Annotated in this window: 24 protein-coding genes; 10 read left to right on the forward strand and 14 right to left on the reverse strand. The window is 56.8% G+C overall.

The window, feature by feature from the left end; translation table 11 throughout:
- Positions 1–111: 111 nt before the first annotated feature.
- A complete protein-coding gene (locus ACJ69_RS09350; protein ID WP_023312229.1) occupies positions 112–981 on the forward strand; it encodes a MurR/RpiR family transcriptional regulator in 870 nt (289 codons plus the stop codon).
- A gap of 140 nt (positions 982–1121) precedes the next feature.
- The gene (pyk, locus tag ACJ69_RS09355; RefSeq protein WP_059346950.1) at positions 1122–2564 is read left to right on the forward strand and encodes a pyruvate kinase; all 1443 of its coding nucleotides are present in this window, start codon (positions 1122–1124) and stop codon (positions 2562–2564) included.
- Positions 2565–2609: 45 nt separating this feature from the next.
- Here pyk and lpxM read toward each other — a convergent pair whose 3' ends face one another.
- The 3 genes from lpxM to znuA all read right to left on the reverse strand — a co-directional run bounded on the left by lpxM (position 2610) and on the right by znuA (position 5982).
- The gene (gene lpxM, locus ACJ69_RS09360; protein ID WP_029741765.1) at positions 2610–3581 is read right to left on the reverse strand and encodes a lauroyl-Kdo(2)-lipid IV(A) myristoyltransferase; all 972 of its coding nucleotides are present in this window, start codon (positions 3579–3581) and stop codon (positions 2610–2612) included.
- A gap of 121 nt (positions 3582–3702) precedes the next feature.
- Positions 3703–5022: a murein DD-endopeptidase MepM gene (gene mepM, locus ACJ69_RS09365; protein WP_024909694.1), complete on the reverse strand. Its 1320-nt coding sequence runs from the start codon at positions 5020–5022 to the stop codon at positions 3703–3705.
- A 15-nt stretch (positions 5023–5037) separates the two neighbouring features.
- Positions 5038–5982 carry a zinc ABC transporter substrate-binding protein ZnuA gene (znuA, locus tag ACJ69_RS09370; RefSeq protein ID WP_045404493.1) on the reverse strand — a complete coding sequence of 315 codons (945 nt, stop codon included), beginning with the start codon at positions 5980–5982 and terminating at the stop codon, positions 5038–5040.
- A 77-nt stretch (positions 5983–6059) separates the two neighbouring features.
- Between znuA and znuC the strand changes: the two genes are divergently transcribed.
- Entirely contained in the window at positions 6060–6815 is a 756-nt protein-coding gene (gene znuC / locus ACJ69_RS09375; protein ID WP_023312233.1) for a zinc ABC transporter ATP-binding protein ZnuC, read from the forward strand.
- Positions 6812–7597 (forward strand): zinc ABC transporter permease subunit ZnuB, encoded by a 786-nt coding sequence (znuB, locus tag ACJ69_RS09380; protein ID WP_029741768.1) that lies wholly within the window; start codon positions 6812–6814, stop codon positions 7595–7597. The genes znuC and znuB overlap by 4 nt, the downstream gene beginning before the upstream one ends.
- Positions 7598–7656: 59 nt before the next feature.
- Here znuB and ruvB read toward each other — a convergent pair whose 3' ends face one another.
- The 6 genes from ruvB to aspS all read right to left on the reverse strand — a co-directional run bounded on the left by ruvB (position 7657) and on the right by aspS (position 12912).
- Positions 7657–8667, reverse strand: coding sequence for a Holliday junction branch migration DNA helicase RuvB (ruvB, locus tag ACJ69_RS09385; protein ID WP_029741769.1), 1011 nt, complete (start codon positions 8665–8667; stop codon positions 7657–7659).
- A gap of 8 nt (positions 8668–8675) precedes the next feature.
- The gene (gene ruvA, locus ACJ69_RS09390; protein ID WP_023312236.1) at positions 8676–9290 is read right to left on the reverse strand and encodes a Holliday junction branch migration protein RuvA; all 615 of its coding nucleotides are present in this window, start codon (positions 9288–9290) and stop codon (positions 8676–8678) included.
- Between the two features lie 80 nt (positions 9291–9370).
- The gene (gene ruvC, locus ACJ69_RS09395; RefSeq protein ID WP_003859749.1) at positions 9371–9892 is read right to left on the reverse strand and encodes a crossover junction endodeoxyribonuclease RuvC; all 522 of its coding nucleotides are present in this window, start codon (positions 9890–9892) and stop codon (positions 9371–9373) included.
- A gap of 34 nt (positions 9893–9926) precedes the next feature.
- Positions 9927–10667 carry a YebC/PmpR family DNA-binding transcriptional regulator gene (locus ACJ69_RS09400; protein WP_008500447.1) on the reverse strand — a complete coding sequence of 247 codons (741 nt, stop codon included), beginning with the start codon at positions 10665–10667 and terminating at the stop codon, positions 9927–9929.
- A 27-nt stretch (positions 10668–10694) separates the two neighbouring features.
- Positions 10695–11138 (reverse strand): dihydroneopterin triphosphate diphosphatase, encoded by a 444-nt coding sequence (nudB, locus tag ACJ69_RS09405; protein WP_054829622.1) that lies wholly within the window; start codon positions 11136–11138, stop codon positions 10695–10697.
- Between the two features lies 1 nt (position 11139).
- Positions 11140–12912, reverse strand: a complete 1773-nt coding sequence (aspS, locus tag ACJ69_RS09410) for an aspartate--tRNA ligase (protein ID WP_054829623.1) — start codon at positions 12910–12912, stop codon at positions 11140–11142.
- 263 nt (positions 12913–13175) lie between these two features.
- Here aspS and ACJ69_RS09415 point away from each other — a divergent pair, with 263 nt between their 5' ends.
- Genes ACJ69_RS09415 through cmoB form a run of 5 tightly spaced genes read left to right on the forward strand, consistent with a single transcriptional unit; the run spans position 13176 to position 16756 of the window.
- Positions 13176–13742, forward strand: coding sequence for a hydrolase (locus tag ACJ69_RS09415; RefSeq protein WP_054829624.1), 567 nt, complete (start codon positions 13176–13178; stop codon positions 13740–13742).
- The gene (locus ACJ69_RS09420) at positions 13739–14557 is read left to right on the forward strand and encodes a DUF72 domain-containing protein (protein ID WP_059346951.1); all 819 of its coding nucleotides are present in this window, start codon (positions 13739–13741) and stop codon (positions 14555–14557) included. Before ACJ69_RS09415 ends, ACJ69_RS09420 begins: the two co-directional genes overlap by 4 nt.
- Positions 14558–14608: 51 nt before the next feature.
- Positions 14609–15004 carry an MAPEG family protein gene (locus tag ACJ69_RS09425; protein WP_021240443.1) on the forward strand — a complete coding sequence of 132 codons (396 nt, stop codon included), beginning with the start codon at positions 14609–14611 and terminating at the stop codon, positions 15002–15004.
- A 40-nt stretch (positions 15005–15044) separates the two neighbouring features.
- A complete protein-coding gene (cmoA, locus tag ACJ69_RS09430) occupies positions 15045–15788 on the forward strand; it encodes a carboxy-S-adenosyl-L-methionine synthase CmoA (protein ID WP_059346952.1) in 744 nt (247 codons plus the stop codon).
- A complete protein-coding gene (gene cmoB, locus ACJ69_RS09435) occupies positions 15785–16756 on the forward strand; it encodes a tRNA 5-methoxyuridine(34)/uridine 5-oxyacetic acid(34) synthase CmoB (protein WP_047647444.1) in 972 nt (323 codons plus the stop codon). Before cmoA ends, cmoB begins: the two co-directional genes overlap by 4 nt.
- Positions 16757–16888: 132 nt before the next feature.
- Here cmoB and cutC read toward each other — a convergent pair whose 3' ends face one another.
- Entirely contained in the window at positions 16889–17632 is a 744-nt protein-coding gene (cutC, locus tag ACJ69_RS09440) for a copper homeostasis protein CutC (protein WP_029741773.1), read from the reverse strand.
- A 78-nt stretch (positions 17633–17710) separates the two neighbouring features.
- Positions 17711–18271: a VOC family protein gene (locus ACJ69_RS09445; protein ID WP_029741774.1), complete on the reverse strand. Its 561-nt coding sequence runs from the start codon at positions 18269–18271 to the stop codon at positions 17711–17713.
- A 239-nt stretch (positions 18272–18510) separates the two neighbouring features.
- Here ACJ69_RS09445 and argS point away from each other — a divergent pair, with 239 nt between their 5' ends.
- Positions 18511–20244 (forward strand): arginine--tRNA ligase, encoded by a 1734-nt coding sequence (gene argS / locus ACJ69_RS09450; RefSeq protein ID WP_059346953.1) that lies wholly within the window; start codon positions 18511–18513, stop codon positions 20242–20244.
- Positions 20245–20302: 58 nt separating this feature from the next.
- On the opposite strand, the gene flhE is transcribed toward argS, so the two are convergent.
- Genes flhE through flhB form a run of 3 tightly spaced genes read right to left on the reverse strand, consistent with a single transcriptional unit; the run spans position 20303 to position 23914 of the window.
- A complete protein-coding gene (flhE, locus tag ACJ69_RS09455) occupies positions 20303–20695 on the reverse strand; it encodes a flagellar protein FlhE (protein ID WP_029741776.1) in 393 nt (130 codons plus the stop codon).
- Entirely contained in the window at positions 20695–22773 is a 2079-nt protein-coding gene (flhA, locus tag ACJ69_RS09460) for a flagellar biosynthesis protein FlhA (protein ID WP_059346954.1), read from the reverse strand. The genes flhE and flhA overlap by 1 nt, the downstream gene beginning before the upstream one ends.
- Positions 22766–23914 (reverse strand): flagellar biosynthesis protein FlhB, encoded by a 1149-nt coding sequence (gene flhB / locus ACJ69_RS09465; protein WP_059346955.1) that lies wholly within the window; start codon positions 23912–23914, stop codon positions 22766–22768. Before flhB ends, flhA begins: the two co-directional genes overlap by 8 nt.
- Positions 23915–24046: the final 132 nt, after the last annotated feature.

Genomic DNA, 24046 nt, shown 5'->3' on the forward strand with positions numbered 1-24046 from the left:
TATCTTGTCGATTGTTACCCTTTATGGAAGCCACAAGGGTAATATCGGCTAAATCGAATCACGATTTCATCAATTTATGAAATCGTTTACACCCATGAGCGTCCTGTTAACATGAACATGCTGGAAAAAATCCAGTTTCAACTGGAACACCTTAGCAAATCCGAGCGAAAAGTGGCCGAGGTCATTCTCGCCTCCCCCGCTCAGGCGATTCATTCAAGCATCGCCGCTCTGGCACAGGAAGCGGGTGTTAGCGAACCGACGGTCAATCGCTTTTGCCGCAGCCTGGAAACGCGCGGCTTCCCTGATTTTAAACTGCATCTGGCACAAAGTCTGGCTAACGGCACCCCTTATGTTAATCGTAATGTGGATGAAGACGACAGCGTTGATGCCTATACCGCGAAAATTTTTGAATCGGCCATGGCTTCGCTCGACCACGTCCGTCAGTCTCTGGACATGAGTTCCGTGAATCGCGCGGTGGATTTGCTCACCCAGGCCAAGCGGATTGCATTCTTTGGTCTCGGGTCGTCGGCAGCCGTGGCGCATGACGCGATGAACAAATTTTTCCGCTTTAACGTCCCGGTTATTTATTCCGATGACATTGTGCTGCAACGCATGAGCTGTATGAATTGCAGTGAAGATGACGTCGTGGTGCTGATTTCGCACACCGGCCGCACCAAGAGTCAGGTAGAGCTGGCTCAGCTGGCCCGTGAAAACGATGCCATGGTGATTGCCCTCACCACGGCAGGTACGCCGCTCGCCCGTGAAGCGACGCTGGCGATCACCCTCGACGTGCCGGAAGACACCGACATTTATATGCCGATGGTTTCCCGACTGGCGCAGCTCACCGTGATTGACGTGCTGGCAACCGGTTTTACCTTACGTCGGGGCGCAAAATTCCGGGATAACTTGAAGCGGGTCAAGGAAGCGCTGAAGGAATCGCGTTTTGATAAAGAATTGCTTATAAAGAGCGATGTTCCCTGATAGTTGATAACGAAGACGTAACCAATAATTACGATGTAACGATTTACGGCATTCGGTCCACTCTCCGCTGCCTTGCAGCAGATGAAGGCCGATTCAATGTTCACGCAACACCAAAGTTGTTTCAGTCAACGGAGTATTACATGTCCAGAAGGCTTCGCAGAACCAAGATCGTAACCACCTTAGGCCCGGCCACCGATCGCGATAACAATCTTGAGAAAATTATCGCCGCCGGCGCCAACGTGGTGCGTATGAACTTCTCTCACGGTACGCCAGAAGACCATAAGTTACGTGCCGATAAAGTGCGTGAAATCGCAGCCAAACTGGGCCGCCACGTAGCTATCCTCGGCGATTTGCAGGGTCCAAAAATCCGCGTATCGACCTTTAAAGAGGGTAAAGTTTTCCTCAATATCGGCGACAAATTCCTGCTTGATGCCAACCTGGGCAAAGGCGAAGGCGATAAAGAGAAAGTCGGTATCGACTATAAAGGCCTGCCGGCTGACGTGGTGCCAGGCGATATCCTGCTGCTGGACGACGGTCGCGTACAGCTGAAGGTGCTGGAAGTTCAGGGCATGAAAGTGTTCACCGAAGTCACCGTCGGCGGCCCGCTCTCCAACAATAAAGGCATCAACAAACTGGGCGGCGGCCTCTCTGCAGAAGCGCTTACCGATAAAGACAAAGCGGACATCGTGACGGCTGCGCTGATCGGCGTTGACTACCTGGCGGTCTCCTTCCCGCGCTGCGGCGAAGATCTGAACTATGCGCGTCGTCTGGCACGTGATGCAGGCTGCGATGCTAAAATCGTCGCGAAAGTTGAACGCGCGGAAGCCGTATGCGATCAGGATGCCATGGACGATGTGATCCTCGCGTCCGACGTGGTGATGGTTGCGCGTGGCGACCTGGGCGTGGAAATCGGCGACCCTGAGCTGGTAGGGATCCAGAAAGCGCTGATCCGTCGCGCACGTCAGCTGAACCGCGCGGTGATCACCGCCACTCAAATGATGGAGTCGATGATCACCAACCCAATGCCAACCCGTGCAGAAGTCATGGACGTGGCTAACGCCGTGCTGGACGGTACCGATGCGGTGATGCTCTCTGCGGAAACCGCTGCAGGCCAGTATCCGGCAGAAACCGTGGCCGCCATGGCGCGCGTCTGCCTGGGCGCTGAAAAGATCCCAAGCATCAACGTCTCTAAACACCGTCTGGACGTGCAGTTCGACAACGTGGAAGAAGCGATTGCGATGTCTGCAATGTACGCGGCAAACCATCTGAAGGGCGTTACCGCGATCATCACCATGACCGAATCTGGCCGCACCGCGCTGATGACCTCTCGTATCAGCTCTGGTCTGCCGATCTTCGCCATGTCCCGTCACGAACGTACGCTGAACCTGACCGCGCTGTACCGTGGCGTGACGCCGGTTCACTTCGACAGCACCAATGACGGCGTATCTGCGGCACACGATGCCGTAAACCTGCTGCGCGACAAAGGCTATCTGGTGTCCGGTGATATCGTCATTGTGACCCAGGGCGACGTGATGAGCACCATCGGCTCAACCAACACCACGCGCGTTATGACCGTCGAGTAATAACGTCTGTGTTAAAAAGCCCTCTCCATCTGGAGAGGGCTTTTTTTATTTCCTCGGATAAAGCTCTTTGCGTTTATAGGGCTCTGTTTCACCCGGTTTCCGCGTTTTAAGCAGCTTCAGGATCCACGTGTACTGTTCGGCATGCGGCCCCACCAGGATTTCCACCTCTTCGTTCATTCGACGGGCGATGGTGTGGTCGTCAGCGGTGAGCAGATCGTCCATCGGCGGACGAACCTCAATACTCAGACGATGCGTTTTGCCGTCATAGACCGGGAATAGCGGGATCACGCGGGCACGACAGACTTTCATCAGACGGCCAATCGCGGGAAGCGTCGCTTTATAGGTCGCAAAGAAATCGACAAACTCGCTGTGCTCGGGGCCGTGGTCCTGATCCGGCAGATAGTAGCCCCAGTACCCCTGACGCACCGACTGAATGAAGGGCTTAATGCCATCGTTACGCGCATGCAAACGTCCGCCAAAACGACGACGCACCGTGTTCCAGACAAAATCGTAGATTTTATTTCCCTGGTTATGGAACATCGCCGCCATTTTCTGCCCCTGTGAGGCCATGAGCATCGCCGGAATATCAACGCCCCAGCCGTGGGGGACGAGGAAAATGACTTTTTCGTCGTTGCGGCGCATCTCCTCGATGATGTCCAGCCCTTTCCAGTCAACGCGATCGACGATTTTATCCGGCCCTTTCAGCGCCAGTTCGGCCATCATCGCCATTGCCTGCGGCGCGGTGGTATACATCTCATCAATGATTGCCTCGCGCTCGGCGTCGCTTTTCTCAGGAAAACAGTAGTAAAGGTTGATCTGCGCGCGACGGCGGGCGCTCTTGCCTAAACGCCCGGCCAGACGGCCAATTTTCCCCAAAACAGGATCGCGGACGGAAGCCGGCAGCAACGCCATCCCCGCAAAGGCATAGACACCAAGCCAGGCGCCCCAGTTGCGCGGATGGCGGAAGGATTTTTCAAACTCAGGAATGTATTCAATATTGTTTTTTTTGGTTTCCATGCTGGATCCAGGGTCTGATGACGCAAAATTTTATTCAGATAGTGTAGCGAGGCAGTCGTCCACGCACAAAAGAAAAAGCCGGCGTCAGTGTGAGCCGGCTTTTTTAACAAAAACAGAGAGCTTAGTTTAGGCTCAGCTGCGGCATCACCTCTTTCACCTGCGCCAGATAATCAGTACGATCTTTACCTGTCAGGCCTTCGGTGCGCGGCAGTTTCGCCGTCAGCGGGTTCACGGCCTGTTGGTTGATCCACACTTCATAGTGCAGGTGCGGGCCGGTAGAGCGTCCGGTATTGCCGGAGATCGCGATACGGTCACCACGCTTCACCTTCTGGCCCGGTTTGACCAGCAGCTTACGCAGGTGCATATAGCGGGTCGTATAAGTACGACCATGACGTACCGCGACATAATATCCGGCGGCACCGCTACGCTTGGCCACCACCACTTCGCCATCTCCTACCGCCAGTACCGGTGTGCCCTGCGGCATGGCAAAGTCAACGCCACGGTGCGGTGCGACGCGCCCGGTTACCGGGTTCAGACGACGCGGATTAAAGTTCGAGGAGACGCGGAACTGTTTTGCCGTCGGGAAGCGCAGGAAGCCTTTCGCAAGGCCCGTACCGCTGCGGTCATAGAACTTACCGTCTTCGGCACGAATCGCGTAGTAATCTTTGCCCTCGGAGCGCAGACGTACGCCCAGCAGCTGGCTTTGCTCGCGCTTGCCGTCCAGCATTTCGCGGGACATCAGGACGGAGAACTCATCGCCCTTCTTCAGCTTGCGGAAATCCATCTGCCACTGCATGGCTTTGATCACCGAGCTGATTTCAGCGCTGGTCAGGCCTGCATCGCGCGCGCTGGAAACAAAGCTCGCGCCCACGGTACCTTTCAGAACGCTGTTAACCCAGTCACCCTTCTGCATTTCGCTGGTCATCTTGAAACCGTTTGCAGTGCGATCGTAGGTGCGGGTTTCGCGGCGGGACATTTCCCAGGTCAGACGCTGGAGATCGCCGTCCGCCGTTAGTGTCCAGGAGAGCTGTTGTCCGATTTTCAGGTTACGAAGATCTTTATCCGCAGCCGCCAGCTGGCTGATATTACCCATGTCGATGCCGTACTGGTTCAACACGCTGCTCAGCGTGTCCCCGGTAGACACAACATATTCGTGGATACCCGCTTCGTTCTCGGTTTTATCGTCCAGCTCATCCTGCGGGATGGCTTCATCTTCCTGAGCCGCCTGGTCGATAGGCTCACTGGCTTCAGGCAGCAAAGAACGGATTTCGCTCTTTTCAAGCTCAATGGTTTTAATGATAGGGGCAGAACTCGGATGGTAAACATAGGGCCGCCAGACGGCGACCGCTAAGGTGAGAACTGTAAGCGACCCCAGCATAACGCGGTGGGGTCGAGGCAGATTGTTAAATGCCAGGGCGACAGAGCGGGCTATCTGTTGCACGTATTCACTTCCTCGTTAATCTCCTTTCAGGCAGCTCGCATACTGGTTCGCCAGTTGGCTGAGGAACTGCGAATAGCTCGCTTTGCTCAACTGGATATTCGTACCTAGCGGGTCAAGGGTTCCCATGCGCACGGATGTTCCCCTGGCCACGGCTTCTACGACCGCTGGCCTGAACTGTGGCTCAGCAAAAACGCATGTCGCTTTTTGCTCAACCAACTGTGTTCTGATTTCATGTAAACGCTGCGCACCAGGCTGAATTTCAGGGTTGACGGTGAAGTGGCCCAGCGGGGTCAAACCGTAGTGTTTTTCGTAATAGCCGTAGGCGTCATGAAAAACGAAATACCCTTTACCTTTCAACGGTGCGAGCTCATTACCAACCTGCTTATCGGTTGCGGCTAATTGTGCCTCAAAATCCTTCAGGTTGGCGTCTAGTTTGGCTCGACTTTGCGGCATAAGTTCCACTAATTTGTCGTGGATTGCAACCGCTGAAAGCCGCGCTATCTCTGGGGATAACCAAAGATGCATGTTATACTCGCCGTGATGGTGATCTCCATCACCTTTTTCCCCGTCTGCGGCATGATGGTCATGTTCGTCACCGTCGTCATCCGCCCCTTTCATGAGCAACGGTTTCACGCCGGAGAGTTCGGCAATCGCGACCTGTTTTTCGCCAGCAACCTGTTTTGCTGACTTCTGCATGAACGCTTCCATTTCCGGACCAATCCAGACAACTAAGTCCGCGTTTTGTAAGCGTTTTACATCTGACGGGCGCAGGGAATAGTCATGCTCGGATGCACCATCAGGGAGCAGAACCTGGGTTTCCGTTACCCCGTCTGCAATGGCGGACGCGATGAAACCGAGTGGTTTAAGCGAAGCGACAACCGCAGCGTTAACATCTTGTGCGGTTGTACCCCAAAGGGCAGCGGATAATGCTGCGAAAAGAAGCGTATTTTTATGTAACATAATGCGACTAATCATCGTAGTGAATGCGTGGAATGTGATATTATAACATTCGTTGACTTCTTCAAGCTTAAAATGACATGACGACATTGGTTTCTCTTGAAAATATTTCGGTCTCATTCGGGCAGCGCCGCGTCCTCTCTGACGTGTCGCTCGATCTGAAGCCCGGCAAAATTCTGACGCTGCTCGGCCCCAATGGCGCAGGCAAATCCACCCTGGTGCGCGTGGTGCTGGGTCTGGTCGCACCCGATGAGGGCGTGATCAAGCGCGAGGAAAAATTGCGTATTGGCTATGTGCCGCAAAAACTTCACCTCGACGCCACGCTGCCGCTGACGGTCAGCCGTTTTCTGCGTCTGCGCCCCGGCACACGGAAAGCCGATATTCTTCCGGCACTGAAACGCGTGCAGGCGGGTCATCTTGTCGATGCGCCGCTGCAAAAACTGTCCGGCGGTGAAACTCAGCGAGTGTTACTTGCCCGCGCGCTGCTGAGCAGCCCGCAGCTGCTGGTACTGGATGAGCCAACTCAGGGTGTGGATGTGAATGGTCAGGTTGCGCTTTATGATTTGATCGACCAGCTGCGTCGGGAGCTTGATTGCGCCGTGCTGATGGTGTCTCACGACCTGCATCTGGTAATGGCAAAAACCGACGAAGTGCTGTGTCTCAACCACCATATCTGCTGTTCCGGTACGCCTGAAGTGGTGTCAATGCACCCGGAATTTATCTCCATGTTCGGCCCCCGCGGCGCTGAACAGCTGGGTATTTACCGTCATCATCATAATCATCGCCATGATTTACAGGGACGAATCGTACTGCGTCGGGGAAATGGACACTCATGATTGAACTGTTACTACCCGGCTGGCTGGCCGGGATTATGCTTGCCTGCGCCGCGGGCCCACTCGGCTCGTTTGTTGTCTGGCGCAGAATGTCCTATTTTGGCGATACCCTGGCGCACGCGTCTCTGCTGGGCGTTGCCTTTGGTCTGCTGCTGGATGTAAACCCCTTCTACGCGGTGATTGTGGTCACGCTGCTGCTGGCCGCCGGTCTGGTCTGGCTGGAAAAGCGCCCTCACCTCGCCATTGATACGCTGCTTGGCATTATGGCGCACAGTGCCCTGTCTCTGGGCCTGGTGGTGGTCAGCCTGATGTCGAACATCCGCGTGGATCTGATGGCCTACCTCTTCGGCGACCTTCTGGCCGTAACGCCGGAAGATCTCATCGCTATCGCCGTTGGCGTGGTGGTGGTGCTCGCTATTCTGCTCTGGCAGTGGCGGAATTTACTGGCCATGACCGTCAGTCCGGATCTGGCATTTGTCGACGGCGTGAAGCTGCAGCGCGTAAAACTGCTGCTGATGCTGGTGACGGCGTTAACGATTGGTGTCGCAATGAAGTTTGTCGGCGCGCTGATTATTACGTCGCTGCTGATCATCCCTGCCGCCACGGCGCGTCGTTTTGCCCGTACGCCGGAGCAGATGGCCGGCGTAGCCGTGATTATCGGAATGATTGCGGTAACGGGTGGGTTAACATTCTCGGCGTTCTATGACACGCCAGCGGGGCCGTCAGTGGTGCTCAGTGCGGCGGTGCTGTTTATCTTCAGTATGATGAAAAAGACCGCGAATTAACATGGAGGGCGCTGATGCCCTCACCCTGTCCCTCTCCCTCATGGAGAGGGAACACAACATTACGGCATTGCCGGTGGCGTAATGCCGAAATGATTCCACGCCCGCACCGTTGCCATACGTCCACGCGGGGTACGCTGCAGGAAGCCCTGCTGGATCAGATACGGCTCCAGCACATCTTCAATCGTCTCACGCTCTTCCCCAATAGCCGCAGCCAGGTTATCCAGCCCGACCGGACCGCCAAAGAACTTATCCAGCACCGCCAGCAGCAGTTTACGGTCCATATAATCAAAGCCTTCGGCATCGACGTTCAGCATATCCAGCGCCTGAGCGGCGATCTCAACGGAAATCGTGCCATCGTGCTTCACTTCGGCGAAGTCACGCACGCGGCGCAGCAGGCGGTTGGCGATACGCGGCGTACCGCGGGAACGCTTCGCCACTTCAAACGCGCCCTCTTCGCTCATTTCCAGCCCCATATAGCGGGCGCTACGGCCAACGATGTGCTGGAGGTCCGCGACCTGGTAAAACTCGAGACGCTGCACGATGCCGAAACGATCGCGCAGCGGAGAGGTCAACGAGCCGGCGCGAGTGGTGGCGCCAATCAGGGTAAACGGCGGCAGATCGATTTTGATAGAGCGCGCGGCCGGGCCTTCACCGATCATGATATCCAGCTGGTAATCTTCCATCGCCGGATAGAGCACTTCCTCCACCACCGGGGACAGGCGGTGGATCTCATCGATAAACAGCACGTCATGCGGTTCGAGGTTAGTCAGCATCGCCGCGAGATCGCCCGCCTTCTCCAGCACAGGGCCGGAGGTGGTGCGCAGGTTGACGCCCATCTCATTGGCAACGATATTCGCCAGCGTGGTTTTGCCTAAACCGGGAGGGCCAAAAATCAGCAGGTGATCGAGCGCATCGCCGCGCAGCTTTGCCGCCTGGATGAAAATCTCCATCTGGGAACGAACCTGCGGCTGGCCGATATACTCATCAAGCAGTTTTGGGCGGATCGCGCGATCCACCACGTCATCTGCCTGAATTGTGCCTGCCGATACCAGGCGGTCTGCTTCAATCATCCTTTACCTCACAATGCAGCGCGCAGCGCTTCGCGAATCAGGGTTTCACTGCTGGCGTCCGGTTTGGCAATTTTGCTCACCATACGGCTGGCCTCCTGAGGTTTATAGCCCAGCGCCACCAGCGCGGCAACCGCTTCCTGCTCGGCGTCATCATCCGTCGCAGGGCCGCCAGGAGAGGTCAGTACCAAATCGGCAGCCGGAGTGAACAGATCGCCATGCAGACCTTTAAAGCGGTCTTTCATTTCGACAATCAGGCGCTCGGCGGTTTTCTTACCAATGCCCGGGAGCTTAATCAGCGCCGCAGGATCTTCGCGCTCAACGGCATTCACAAACTGTGGTGCCGACATGCCGGACAAAATCGCCAGCGCCAGCTTCGGCCCAACGCCGTTGGTTTTAATCAGCTCGCGGAACAGGGTCCGTTCCTGCTTGTTATTGAAGCCGTAGAGCAGCTGGGCATCTTCACGCACCACAAACTGGGTAAAGACAATCGCCTCTTTGCCCGCGTCCGGCAGCTCGTAGAAGCACGTCATCGGCATATGGACTTCATAGCCCACGCCACCCACTTCCAGCAGCACTAACGGGGGTTGTTTTTCAATGATGATGCCTCTGAGTCTGCCTATCACGTGACGCTCCTGCGTTCTGGGAGAAATTAACTGCCGACATAATAAAAAAAGGCTGGATGTTTATCCAGCCTGATTTCTGATTATCGTAACCTGCCTCGCGCCAGATTGAGCCGCGACTCGCTCATTTGCATCGCATTCTGGCTGACGTGACAGTGGGTAATCGCAATCGCCAGCGCATCCGCGGCGTCGGCCTGCGGGTTCGCGGGAAGCTTCAGCAGGGTACGCACCATATGCTGCACCTGACTTTTCTCCGCGCTACCAATGCCCACTACCGTCTGCTTGACCTGACGTGCAGCGTATTCGAATACCGGCAAATCCTGGTTCACGGCAGCGACGATGGCGACACCGCGCGCCTGACCGAGCTTTAGCGCTGAATCGGCGTTTTTCGCCATAAAGACCTGCTCAATGGCGAAATAGTCCGGCTGAAACTGGGTGATGATCTCCGACACGCCCGCATAAATGAGCTTCAGGCGCGAAGGAAGATCGTCCACTTTGGTGCGAATACAGCCGCTGCCCAGGTAGGTTAACTGGCGTCCCACCTGACGGATAACGCCATAACCGGTAACGCGTGAGCCTGGGTCAATCCCGAGAATAATCGACATCACGCGTCTCCCGTAAACGGTTTACAGGCTCTCATCAGAGAGTCGCTGCAACCTCATCAGAGATTTCACCGTTGTGGTACACTTCCTGCACGTCGTCGCAGTCTTCGAGCATGTCGATCAGACGCAGCAGTTTCGGTGCCGTTTCAGCATCCATGTCCGCTTTGGTGGACGGGATCATGGACACTTCAGCGTTGTCCGCTTTCAGGCCAGCCGCTTCCAGCGCGTCGCGCACGGCACCCATCTCTTCCCACGCGGTATAAACGTCGATAGCGCCGTCATCGAAGGTCACTACGTCTTCCGCACCGGCTTCCAGCGCCGCTTCCATGATCGCATCTTCGTCGCCTTTCTCGAAGGAGATGACGCCTTTTTTGCTGAACAGGTAAGCAACGGAACCGTCAGTGCCCAGGTTGCCGCCGGTTTTGGTGAACGCGTGGCGCACTTCCGCAACGGTACGGTTACGGTTGTCGGACAGACACTCAACCATCACCGCAGTACCGCCAGGGCCGTAACCTTCATAAATGATGGTTTCCATGTTCGCGTCTTCATCACCGCCCACGCCACGTGCGATTGCACGGTTCAGGGTGTCACGCGTCATGTTGTTAGACAGCGCTTTATCTACCGCCGCGCGCAGACGCGGGTTAGAAGCCGGGTCGCCGCCGCCCAGACGCGCTGCTGTCACCAGCTCGCGAATGATTTTGGTAAAGATCTTACCGCGCTTGGCATCCTGTGCCGCTTTGCGGTGTTTGGTGTTGGCCCACTTACTATGACCTGCCATAAAAAGTTCTCCAAAAATCGCGCCTTCTCAGGCTGCGTTAATTACAAATTCTTCAATCGCCTGCCGGTTGCTCCAAGACTTGGTCAGTGCGGCGGCATCCGCCGCACTGACCCAGCGGTAGGTCAGGTGTTCGGTAAACACGATCTCCCGTTCATGGGGGAGCGCGAGACAGAACCACGACTCCGTATTGCGCTCGGTACCCGGCGCGTAGCGATGACGTAAATGGCTAAAAATTTCAAACTCCACCGTGCGCTGGCAGTCCTTCAGGGTCAGTTGCTCGCTGGCAACGTCAATGGTGACCTCTTCCTTTACTTCGCGCGCGGCGGCCTGCAACGCGGTTTCCCCCTCTTCCAGACTGCCGGTTACCGACTGCCAGAAATCAGGGTCATCGCGCCGCTGCAACATCAGCACCCGCTTCGTGTCTTCTGCATAAATGACCACCAGGACCGAAACGGGAAGCTTATATGCCATATCAGTTTTTCTCTTCCTTCTTCACCACTTCAATGCCCAGCTCGGCCAAAGAGGCCGGGTTGGCAAAGCTTGGCGCTTCGGTCATCAGACACGCTGCGGCAGTGGTTTTCGGGAAGGCAATAACATCACGAATGTTATCGGTGCCGGTCAGCAGCATGGTCAGACGGTCAAGACCGAAGGCCAGACCCGCGTGCGGCGGCGTACCGTATTTCAGGGCGTCCAGCAGGAAGCCAAACTTCTCGCGCTGCTCCTGCTCGTTGATGCCGAGAATGCCGAACACGGTCTGCTGCATTTCGCCGCTGTGAACACGCACGGAACCACCGCCCACTTCGTAGCCGTTGATAACCATGTCATAAGCGTTCGCGACCGCATCTTCCGGTGCCGCTTTCAGCTCTGCCGCCGTCATGTCTTTTGGCGAGGTGAACGGGTGGTGCATTGCGGTCAGGCCGCCTTCACCGTCGTCTTCAAACATTGGGAAGTCGATAACCCACAGCGGCGCCCATTTGTTTTCGTCGGTCAGGCTCAGGTCTTTGCCGAGCTTCAGACGCAGCGCGCCCATCGCATCCGCCACGACTTTCTTGTTGTCTGCGCCGAAGAAGATCATGTCGCCGTCCTGCGCGCCGGTGCGCTCAAGGAGCGCTTCCACGATGTCCGCGTTCAGGAATTTCGCTACCGGGCTGGTGATGCCTTCCAGACCTTTCGCGCGCTCGGTCACTTTAATATAGGCCAGACCTTTCGCGCCGTAGATCTTGATGAAGTTACCGTAGTCGTCGATCTGCTTGCGGCTCAGGGCAGCACCGCCCGGTACACGCAGGGCCGCCACGCGGCCTTTAGGATCGTTAGCCGGGCCAGCGAAGACGGCAAACTCAACGCCTTTCACCAGGTCTGCTACGTCCACCAGCTCCATCGGGTTACGCAGGTCTGGTTTGTCAGAGCCGTAACGACGCTCGGCTTCAGCGAAGGTCATGATAGGGAAATCGCCCAGTTCAACGCCTTTCACGTCGTTCCACAGGCTACGCACCAGAGCTTCCATCACTTCACGCACCTGCTCGGCGGTCATGAAGGACGTTTCCACGTCGATCTGGGTAAATTCAGGCTGGCGGTCAGCGCGCAGGTCTTCGTCGCGGAAGCATTTAACGATCTGATAGTAGCGATCGAAGCCGGACATCATCAGCAGCTGTTTGAACAGCTGTGGAGACTGCGGCAGCGCGTAGAATTTGCCTTTATGAACGCGGGATGGGACCAGGTAATCGCGCGCGCCTTCCGGCGTGGCTTTGGTCAGCATCGGGGTTTCGATGTCGAGGAAACCGTGGTCATCCATAAAGCGACGCACCAGGCTGGTGATTTTCGCACGGGTTTTCAGGCGCTGAGCCATTTCCGGACGACGCAGATCCAGGTAGCGGTATTTCAGACGCGCTTCTTCAGTGTTGACGTGGTTGGAGTCCAGCGGCAGCGCTTCTGCACGGTTGATTATCACCAGATCGGACGCCAGCACTTCGATGGCACCCGTCGCCATGTCGGCGTTGACGTTTTTCTCGTCACGCGCGCGCACGGTGCCGGTAACCTGAATGCAGAACTCATTACGCAGCTCAGAGGCCAGCTTCAACGCATCTGCGCGATCCGGATCGAAGAACACCTGAACGATACCTTCGCGGTCGCGCATATCGATGAAGATAAGGCTACCAAGATCACGACGACGATTGACCCAACCACACAGGGTTACCTGCTGTCCGACGTGGGACTGACGCAGCTGCCCGCAATATTCTGTACGCATGAGATATCCCTTAATTAGCCGCAGGCTAAATGTCGCCTGGTATGCAGGCTACTATGTCGCAGCTTTCTGTATGTCACAACTGGATGAAAAAAGGCGGCTATTATACTGGAAATTCCGCCGGACGATAAGAGCGAACCACGGCCAGGCGGTCGTTTGCTGCACTCTTATTGCGCATTCTCACAAAAATTAACAAAATTATCCGACCAATAACAGGCCATGACGTCGTATGGTGTCTGGAAGTGATTCATTTAACGGGAGTAACGATGTTAACACTTGATGCCAGTAAAACCGCACTTGTTGTGATTGATTTACAGGAAGGCATTCTGCCCTTCGCCGGTGGCCCACATACTGCGGATGATGTGGTCAGCCGCGCTGCTCGCCTGGCGGAAACATGTCGTGCCAGCGGTGCGCCTGTTGTCATGGTGCGCGTCGGCTGGTCCGCGGATTACGCCGAAGCGTTGAAACAGCCCGTTGATGCCCAGGTTCCTGCACGCGCCCTGCCGGAAAACTGGTGGACGTACCCGGCCTCACTTGGCAAACGCGACAGCGATATTGAAGTGACCAAACGCCAGTGGGGCGCATTTTACGGTACCGATCTCGAGCTGCAGCTCCGCCGTCGCGGCATCGACACCATCATCCTGTGCGGCATTTCCACCAACATCGGCGTGGAGTCTACCGCCCGCAACGCGTGGGAGCTGGGCTTTAATCTGGTGATTGCCGAAGATGCCTGCAGCGCGGCCTCCGCGGAACAGCACCAGGGCAGCATGATCCATATCTTCCCGCGCATCGGCCGCGTGCGCAGCACGGATGAGATTGTCAGCGCGCTATGATGTACGTGGGCCTGCCCCAGTGGTCGCACCCGAAATGGGTGCGCCTCGGCATCACCAGCCTTGAGGAATATGCCCGGCACTTCAACTGTGTTGAGGGTAACACCACCCTGTATGCGCTCCCCAAAGCCGAGATTGTTACGCGCTGGCGGGAACAAACGACCGATGACTTCCGCTTCTGCTTTAAGTTTCCGGCCACCATTTCCCACCAGGCCGCACTGCGCAACTGCGGTGATTTGACCGAAGAGTTTTTTACGCGCATGTCGCCGCTCGCGAACCGCATCGGTCAGTACTGGATCCAGCTGCCCGCCACGTTTGGCCCGCGCGATTTACCTGCGCTCTGGCAGTTCCTGGATGCCCTGCCCCGCGAATTCACCTACGGCGTTGAAGTCAGGCATCCTGAATTTTTTGCGAAGGGCGAAGCAGAAAAAGCGCTCAATCGCGGCCTGCTTGAGCGTTCCGTTAACCGGGTGATCCTCGATAGCAGGCCGGTGCACAGCGCGGTCCCCCATAGCGAAGCCATCGTTGAGGCTCAGCGTAAAAAACCGAAAGTGCCGGTCCACGCCATCGTGACCGCGCAGAACCCAATGGTCAGGTTTATAGGCAGCGATAACATGCAGCAAAATCAGGCGATGTTCGCCGTCTGGCTGCAAACGTTGGCGAAGTGGGAACACACCACCACGCCGTATCTCTTTTTGCACACGCCTGATATCGCCCAAGCCCCTGAACTGGTCGATGCTCTGTGGCAGGCCTTGCAGGCTGCGGTGCCGTCCGTGGGCAGCGCCCCTTCCATCCCACAACAATCTTCTCTTTTCTGATATCACCCCCTATCATAGTGAAGTGCCATCTGCCAAAAACAGGGAGTTTGTATGGTCAGCGCGCTGTATGCGGTGTTAGGTGCATTACTGCTGATTAAGTTTTCATTTGATGTTGTGCGCCTCAGAACGCTGTACCGCGTCTCTTACGGTGACGGCGGATTTTCCGAGCTACAAAGCGCTATCCGCATTCATGGCAACGCGGTCGAATACATTCCCGCAGCCTTAATCCTGCTGCTTTTTATGGAGATGAATGGCGCAGAAACCTGGATGGTGCACATCTGTGGCCTGCTTCTTATTGCTGGCCGCCTGATGCACTATTACGGTTTTCACCACCGCTTAATCCGCTGGCGTCGTTCCGGCATGAGTGCGACCTGGTGTTCGCTTTTGCTGATGGTGCTGGCTAACCTGTGGTATATGCCGTGGGAGTTGGTTTTCTCCCTCCATTAGCGCACAATACGCCACTTTATTTTTCCCGGATTTTTACGTTATGTCAGATCGCGACACGCTTTTTTCCGCGCCTATCGCCAGCCTGGGCGACTGGACCTTCGATGAACGGGTAGCCGAAGTCTTCCCGGATATGATCCAGCGCTCTGTTCCCGGTTATTCCAATATTATCTCTATGATCGGCATGCTGGCTGAGCGCTTCGTTCAACCCGGCACGCAGGTCTATGACCTGGGCTGCTCGCTCGGCGCGGCAACGCTGTCGGTTCGTCGTAACGTTCACCACGAAGGCTGCCGAATCATTGCCGTCGATAACTCCCCGGCGATGGTTGAGCGCTGCCGTCGCCACATTGACGCTTATAAAGCTCCTGTTCCGGTCGACGTGGTGGAAGGCGATATCCGCGAGATTGAGATCAATAACGCGTCGATGGTGGTGCTGAATTTCACCCTGCAGTTCCTGGTCCCTGAAGACCGCCAGCTGCTGCTGGACAAAATTTACCAGGGGCTGAATCCCGGCGGCGCGCTGGTGCTCTCGGAGAAATTCAGCTTCGAAGATGCCGAGGTTGGCGAGCTTCTGTTCAATATGCACCACGATTTCAAACGGGCGAACGGCTACAGCGAGCTGGAGATCAGCCAGAAGCGCAGCATGCTCGAAAACGTGATGCTGACGGATTCCGTAGAAACCCACAAAGCGCGTCTGAGCAAAGCCGGGTTTGAGCACAGCGAACTCTGGTTCCAGTGCTTTAACTTTGGCTCTCTGGTGGCGCTGAAAGGGGGAGAGTCCGCATGATCGAATTCAGTAACTTCTATCAGCTGATTGCTAAAAACCAGCTCTCCCACTGGCTGGAAACCTTGCCCGCGCAGATTGCCGCCTGGCAGCGCGATCAGCAGCACGGCCTGTTAAAGCAGTGGTCAAACGCGGTGGAGTTCCTGCCCGAACTGACCCCGCATCGTCTGGATCTTCTCCACAGCGTAACCGCCGAGAGCGAAGAGCCGCTTCCGGCCGGGCAGATCAACCGCATCGAAACGCTGCTGCGTAACCTGATGCCGTGGCGCAAAGGGCCGTTTTCACTTTACGGCGTGAACATCAATACCGAATGGCGCTCGGACTGGAAATGGGATCGCGTTCTGCCTCACCTTTCCGACCTGACCGGACGTACCATACTGGACGTGGGCTGCGGCAGCGGTTACCACATGTGGCGCATGATTGGTGCGGGCGCGCATCTGGCGGTCGGTATTGACCCGATGCAGCTGTTCCTGTGCCAGTTTGAAGCGGTGCGCAAGCTGCTGGGTAACGACCAGCGCGCGCACCTGCTGCCGCTGGGTATTGAACAACTCCCTGCCCTGAAAGCCTTTGATACCGTCTTCTCCATGGGCGTACTGTACCACCGTCGTTCCCCGCTTGAACACCTGTGGCAACTGAAGGATCAGCTGGTCAGCGGCGGCGAGCTGGTGCTGGAAACGCTGGTGATTGAAGGCGATGAACATGCCGTTCTGGTCCCCGGCGATCGCTACGCGCAGATGCGCAACGTTTACTTCATCCCTTCCGCGCTGGCGCTGAAGAACTGGCTGGAGAAGTGCGGGTTTGTGGATGTGCGGATTGCCGACGTCAGCGTGACCTCGCTCGAGGAACAGCGCCGCACCGACTGGATGATCACCGAATCGCTGGAGCAATTCCTCGACCCGGCCGACCACAGCAAAACCATCGAAGGCTATCCGGCCCCGATGCGAGCGGTGTTGATTGCGACCAAGCCGTAGTTTTCCCCTCACCCCGGCCCTCTCCCCTATGGGGAGAGGGGATAAAAAAAGGCCCCTGTTGAAATTGCAGGGGCCTGGTACAAGCAAGCATCATATTGGGCGACATGATGCGCGGTAAAAATCGGTACGTTGCTACACGTGATGGCGCTCAATCAGCGACTTCATTTCCGCAACCGACTCTCCCTCTACGCCATAGCGTGAATACTCATCCGCTTCAGCATCCGTCGACATTGACAATCCTGTATTGCGATAACGCATGGGCGAAGGTATCCATTTACCCGCGGAGCTGTGCAGCTCTTCTACCCCGGCGTTTAAAAACCGTTCCAGATTGCTGGCGCGGACACCCGCACCCGCCATTATTATTGGAACACCGGAATGTGCTTTTAGTTCCGTAATTAATTGCAGTCCTTTTTCAGCTGACGCCTGCTGACCCGATGTCAGAACGCGCGCCACGCCAAGTTCTCCAAGCGTTTCAAAGGCCTGAAGCGGATCTTTACACATATCAAATGCGCGATGAAAAGTGACGGCCAGCCCCTGCGCGGCGCTCATAATCTGACGCATGCGCGGTAGATCGATATTGCCGTCTTCATCCAGCAGGCCGGTCACCAGCCCTGGAAACCCCAGGTCCCGAACGAGCGCGATATCATCAAGCATGGCACTGAACTCGCCCGCCGTGTAACAAAAATCACCGCCGCGCGGACGAATAATCGGGTGAACGGGAATGGTGACGGCCTGACGGGCAGACTTCAACACGCCGTAGGACGGCGTCAGCCCGCCTTCTTTGGGTGCCGCACACAGTTCAATACGGTCAGCCCCGTGCTTTTGCGCGGTCACGGCACACTCCACGCTGTAACAACAAATCTCCAGCAGCGCCATTTAATCCTCCTGAAATTCCACTAAACGAAACATCTTCACACGCCGTCCGTTTTCAGTCCCGGCGTGAACTCACATCTCTTACGCTTCGCTGGCAACGATCTGCTCAATGGTCCACGGATGAAACTTCACCGTGACCTGCCCGTCAGTGACGGCCAGCGTCGGGTTAGGTAACCGCTCGCGCTCGCCTTTGGGTGAACTCGTCTTCACAAAAATTCCCGGCTTGCTTAAGCCTTCGTCAGAAAGGAGGGCCAGCGCGCGCGCGTTCAACGTTTCCGGCTCACCCGGCAGGACAATTTCGATATGTTCCCAGCCTTCGTGCGGATAGCGTTTCTCTCCCGGCCACGGCAGTTCAACCACGCTGAACTGCCAGTGCGCCACGTTCACCGGTTCATACAGTTTGAACAGGCAAATGGGGCGACCGTTGATGATGTTCTCGGAGAGCAACTCGCCGCACCGTTCGAACCCGCGACGCCAGCGCTCGGCCGTGGCATTCTGATGACAGCGCAAAGAGATGTGATCGGCCTCAAGCGGCGCGATATCCAGACCGAGACGGGTGGCAAGTTCTGTGAACGCCTGGGTGAAGCGCGGTAAATCTGCGGAAATATCATGCAGTTCGTCAATGGATTGCCAGTTCGCCATAAGTCACTCTCTTTTCATGTCGCAAAGCCGCTAATTTACTCTGTTGCCCTGTTTTGACCAACCGCAGAATCCGGCTTTTTATGACTGCATGATTATGCATACCTTCACCGCCTGGATTCTGAGCAATCTTCAGGCCCCGCAATGCTGACGCCAGAAGGCATTTGCAGTATACTCCCGCCCTAAATTCTTTAACTGGCGCGGGCGGTTTTAAGCCCGCATCAAAAACGTAAGGTATCCAGGTGAATATTCAGGCTCTTCTCTCCGAAAAAGTCAGTCAGGCACTGATTGCCGCAGGCGCGCCTGCGGATTGCGAACCGCAGGTTCGTCAGTCAGCAAAAGTACAGTTTGGCGACTATCAGGCTAATGGCGTGATGGCAGTGGCTAAAAAACTGGGCATGCCGCCGCGACAGCTCGCTGAGCAGGTACTGACGCATCTGGATCTTTCCGGTATTGCCAGCAAAACCGAAATCGCCGGTCCAGGCTTTATCAACATCTTCCTTGAGCCTGCATTCCTGGCAAGCCACGTTGACGCGGCGCTGAAATCTGACCGCCTGGGTGTTTCCCAGCCGGAGGCGCAGACCGTCGTGATCGACTACTCTGCCCCGAACGTGGCGAAAGAGATGCACGTTGGCCACCTGCGCTCCACCATCATCGGTGATGCCGCGGTGCGCACGCTCGAGTTCCTCGGTCACAAGGTGATCCGCGCGAACCACGTGGGCGACTGGGGTACCCAGTTCGGCATGCTGATTGCTTACCTGGAAAAACAGCAGCAGGAAAACGCGGGTGAAATGGCGCTGGCGGACCTGGAAGGGTTCTACCGCGAAGCTAAAAAGCACTACGACGAAGACGAAGCCTTTGCCGAGCGCGCGCGCAGCTATGTGGTAAAACTGCAGGGCGGCGACCAATACTTCCTCGAGATGTGGCGCAAGCTTGTCGACATCACCATGTCTCAGAACCAGCTGACCTATAACCGCCTGAACGTCACCCTGACCCGTGACGACGTGATGGGTGAAAGCCTCTATAACCCAATGCTGCCCGGCATTGTGGCTGACCTGAAAGCGAAAAACCTGGCGGTAGAGAGCGAAGGCGCAACGGTGGTGTTCCTTGATGAGTATAAAAACAAGGAAGGCGAACCGATGGGCGTGATCATCCAGAAAAAGGATGGCGGCTACCTCTACACCACCACCGATATCGCCTGCGCGAAGTACCGTTACGAGACGCTGCATGCTGACCGCGTGCTGTACTACATCGACTCCCGTCAGCACCAGCACCTGATGCAGGCGTGGACCATCGTGCGTAAAGCCGGTTACGTGCCGGATTGCGTGCCGCTGGAACACCACATGTTCGGCATGATGCTGGGCAAAGACGGCAAGCCGTTCAAAACCCGTGCGGGTGGTACCGTGAAGCTGTCCGACCTGCTGGACGAAGCGCTGGAACGCGCCCGTCGTCTGGTGGCCGAGAAGAACCCGGACATGCCTGCCGATGAGCTGGAAAAACTGGCCAACGCCGTAGGTATCGGTGCGGTGAAATACGCGGATCTCTCCAAGAACCGTACCACCGACTATATCTTCGACTGGGATAACATGCTGGCGTTTGAAGGCAACACGGCGCCTTACATGCAGTATGCCTACACCCGCGTGCTCTCGGTGTTCCGTAAGGCGAACATTGATGAAAGCGTACTGGTGAATGCGGCAGTGACCATCACGGAAGATCGTGAAGCACAGCTGGCGGCGCGCCTGCTGCAGTTTGAAGAGACGCTGACGGTTGTCGCGCGTGACGGCACGCCGCACGTGATGTGTGCTTACCTGTACGATCTGGCGGGTCTCTTCTCCGGCTTCTACGAACACTGCCCTATTCTGTCTGCGGAAAACGAATCGGTCCGCAACAGCCGCCTGAAGCTGGCGCAGCTCACGGCGAAGACCCTGAAGCTGGGTCTGGATACCCTGGGTATCGAAACCGTAGAACGCATGTAATACAAAAAAACCCGGCAATCGCCGGGTTTTGTTTTTTGCAGTCCTGCTCATTCAAGCGTCAGCGGTAGTTCACGATGACAGAATTACTCTGCACTTTCAGCGCCGGGATTAAGCGTCCCCCGCCCGGCACTTCCCAGATAAAACGCAAAGGTTCAATGGCCGGTACGCCGTTGAATGCCTGCGTCGTGCCGTTTTCGCCGTCGATTTCCGTGCAGCGCGTCTGAGAGCAGAGGCGCACCCGCAAGCCCGCTGGCGTAGGGCCAATCAGCCGGTAGTTCCAGACCACAAGGCCCATCTGACCGGAAACGCCGTCAGAAGGCGACAGCGGGTTAGAGGACATGGCGACGCCCCGGTTGCTGAGGGTCACCCCCATGCTGCTTGCCTGCCAGGTGCCCTCCCCGGCAGCGTGCGCCGCCAGCGGGAAGAGTAAAATCCAGAGCCATTTACGCATTATTTTCCTCCAATCGTCGCGGTCATGCGGATATGACGGTTATCCGACAGCTCCATATTCGACAACACGACCAGCTGATTCAGACTACGACGCAGGAAGCGCGACAGCAGCGGACGCAGCGCATGGTTAACCAGCAGCACCGGCGGTGCGCCCAGCATCTCCTGGCGCGCCAGCGCCTCCTGCGTTTGCGCCAGCAGACGGTCCGCCAGCCCCGGTTCCAGGCCGCCCCCGCCCTGCAGGGCCTGCAGCAGCAGACGTTCAAGCGGCGTATCGAGGCCAATGACCTGCACTTCTCCGCTTCCCGGGAACCACTGCTGGGTGATCGCACGACCCAGTGCCACGCGTACCACCGCCGTCAGCTCGTGCGGATCGTTTTGTATCGGCGCATGCTCGGCAAGGGTTTCCAGAATGGTCCGCATATCGCGGATCGGCACTTTCTCTTCGAGCAGGTTTTGCAGCACCTTGTGCAGCGTGGTTAAGGTCACCACGCCCGGGACCAGATCTTCCGTCAGCTTCGGCATCTCCTGCGTGACGCGGTCCAGCAGCTGCTGCGCTTCCTGACGGCCAAACAGCTCTGCCGAGAATTGCCCAATCAGGTGATTAAGATGGGTCGCCACTACGGTACTGGCTTCAACAACCGTATAGCCCTGGATTTGCGCCTGCTCTTTCAGGGCACTTTCAATCCAGATAGCGGCCAGGCCAAAGGCCGGGTCGATAGTTTGCTCGCCCGGCAGCGTGCCTGCGGCGGTGCCCGGGTTAATCGCCAGCCAGCGGCCCGGATAGGCATCACCGCTGCCAATTTCGACCCCTTTCATCAGAATGCGATAGCGCGCGGGCGGCAGGTCCATATTGTCGCGGATGTGCACAACCGGCGGCAGGAAGCCCATATCCTGCGCGAATTTTTTACGGATACTGCGGATACGGCCAAGCAGCTCGCCATCCTGCTGGAAATCGACCATGGGAATCAGGCGATAGCCCACTTCCATTCCCAGGGAATCTTCCAGCTGAACGTCGTTCCAGGTCGCTTCGACGGCCTGGGTATTCTCCGGCATTTTTACCGGAACAGGCTCCGCCGCAGGTTTGGTTTCACGACCGCGCATCCACCAGGCTAGCCCCAGCAGACCCGCCGTAAACAGCAGGAAAACGAGGTTTGGCATTCCCGGCACCAGGCCGAGCAAACCCAGAACGGCAGCGGCCAGCAGCATCACGCGCGGGTTGCTGAAGAGCTGCCCCACCATCTGCTCGCCAACGTCCTGATCGGTACTCACGCGGGTCACAATCACACCCGCCGCCGTGGAGATAACCAGCGCCGGGATCTGCGCGACCAGACCGTCACCAATGGTCAGCAGCGTATAGCTTTCCGCCGCGTGGCCCATGTCCATCCCGTGCTGCAATACCCCCACCAGCAGGCCGCCGACCACGTTAATCACCATGATCAGAATGCCCGCGATGGCGTCACCGCGCACAAACTTACTCGCACCGTCCATGGAGCCGTAGAAGTCCGCTTCCTGCGTCACTTCCGAACGGCGTTTTTTGGCTTCATCTTCAGCAATAAGACCGGCGTTCAGGTCGGCGTCGATCGCCATCTGTTTGCCCGGCATCCCGTCCAGCACAAAACGCGCGCCCACTTCCGCGATACGCCCTGCACCTTTGGTGATAACCATAAAGTTGATGATAACGAGGATAACGAACACCACGATACCGATAGCGAAATTGCCGCCCACCAGGAAGTGGCCGAACGCTTCAACCACTTTACCTGCCGCTGCCGCACCGGTGTGACCTTCCATCAGGATGATACGCGTGGACGCTACGTTCAGCGCCAGTCGGAGCAAGGTGGTAAACAGCAGAATGGTCGGGAACGCGGCAAACTCCAGGGTACGCTGGGTGAACATCGCCACCAGCAGCACCATAATGGACAGCGCAATATTGAAAGTGAAAAGCAGATCGAGGATGAATGCCGGGAGCGGCAGTACCATCATCGACAGAATTAGCAGGATCAGAATCGGCCCGGCAAGGATTTGCCATTGGGTCGATTTCAGGTTGCCGGGCAGGCGCAACATTGCCACCAGATTAGCCATCAGATTCCTTCTCGTTCATAAAATCCAGCGCGGCAGGCACCGGAAGGTTTTCAGGTTTCACAGGCCGCTGACCGCCAGCCAGACGCCAGCGCTTCAACTGCCATACCCAGGCCAGCACTTCCGCCACGGCGGCGTAGAGTTGTCCCGGAATCTGTTGTCCGATATCCGCATGGCGGTAAAGGGCACGCGCCAGCGGAGGGGCTTCCAGGATCGGCACGCGGTGCTCAGTGCCAATTTCCCGGATACGCAGTGCGATCAGCCCCGCCCCTTTCGCAACGACTTTCGGCGCGCTCATTTTGTTTTCGTCATAGCGCAGCGCAACGGAATAGTGCGTCGGGTTGGTAACAATGACGTCGGCCTTCGGCACATCGTCCATCATGCGGCGACGGGCGGCGGCACGTTGCATCTGGCGGATACGCCCTTTTACGTGCGGGTCACCTTCCATCTGCTTATATTCGTCACGGATATCCTGACGCGACATGCGCAGCTTTTTGAAGTGGGTATAAAGCTGGAAGATCACGTCAAAACCCACCATCGGGATAATGCTGAGCACCACCAGCAGCGCGCAGAGCCCGACCAGATTCAGCGCGTTGCTCATCGCGGTGAGCGGCGATTCGCTGATAAGACGCATCATTTCCGGCCAGTGGTACCAGAGGTAAAAGCCTGCGGAACTGCCCATCAGCACCGATTTGAGAACGGCTTTGAGCAGCTCAGCCCCGGTCTGCGCAGAGAACATTTTCGCAATACCCGGCAGCGGGTTCAGTTTGGAAAATTTCGGTTGCAGCGATTTGGCACTGAAAACCAGACCGCCGAGCATCACCGGAGAGACCAGCGCGACCAGCACAACCCCGGTAATCAGGGGCAACAGCGCGACCATGGCCCCTTTGATAAGCTGAATAATCTGGCTGAGGATCAGATTCGGATCGTTAACCATGCTGTGGTCAAAACGTAAGCCGGTGGACAACATTCCCGCCAGCTTGCGGGCGAGCGACTCCCCGCCCCACCAGATAATGCAAACCCCTACGATAAGGATCAGCAGGGAGGTTAATTCTCGGGATCGGGGGATCTGCCCTTCCTCACGCGCTTTTTCTAGTCGGTGGGGTGTGGGGGCTTCCGTTTTGTCGTCGTTCTCTTCTGCCACAGTGCATGCTCAGCCCATTACGTCACGGGTATCATGCCAGCACCGCCTTTCATCAATGGGCTGATAAACCCCTATAACCGGGTCGGTGATGCTGCCAACTTACTGATTTAGTGTATGATGGTGTTTTTGAGG

The organism is Enterobacter asburiae, assembly GCF_001521715.1.
Classification (GTDB): Bacteria; Pseudomonadota; Gammaproteobacteria; order Enterobacterales; family Enterobacteriaceae; genus Enterobacter; species Enterobacter asburiae.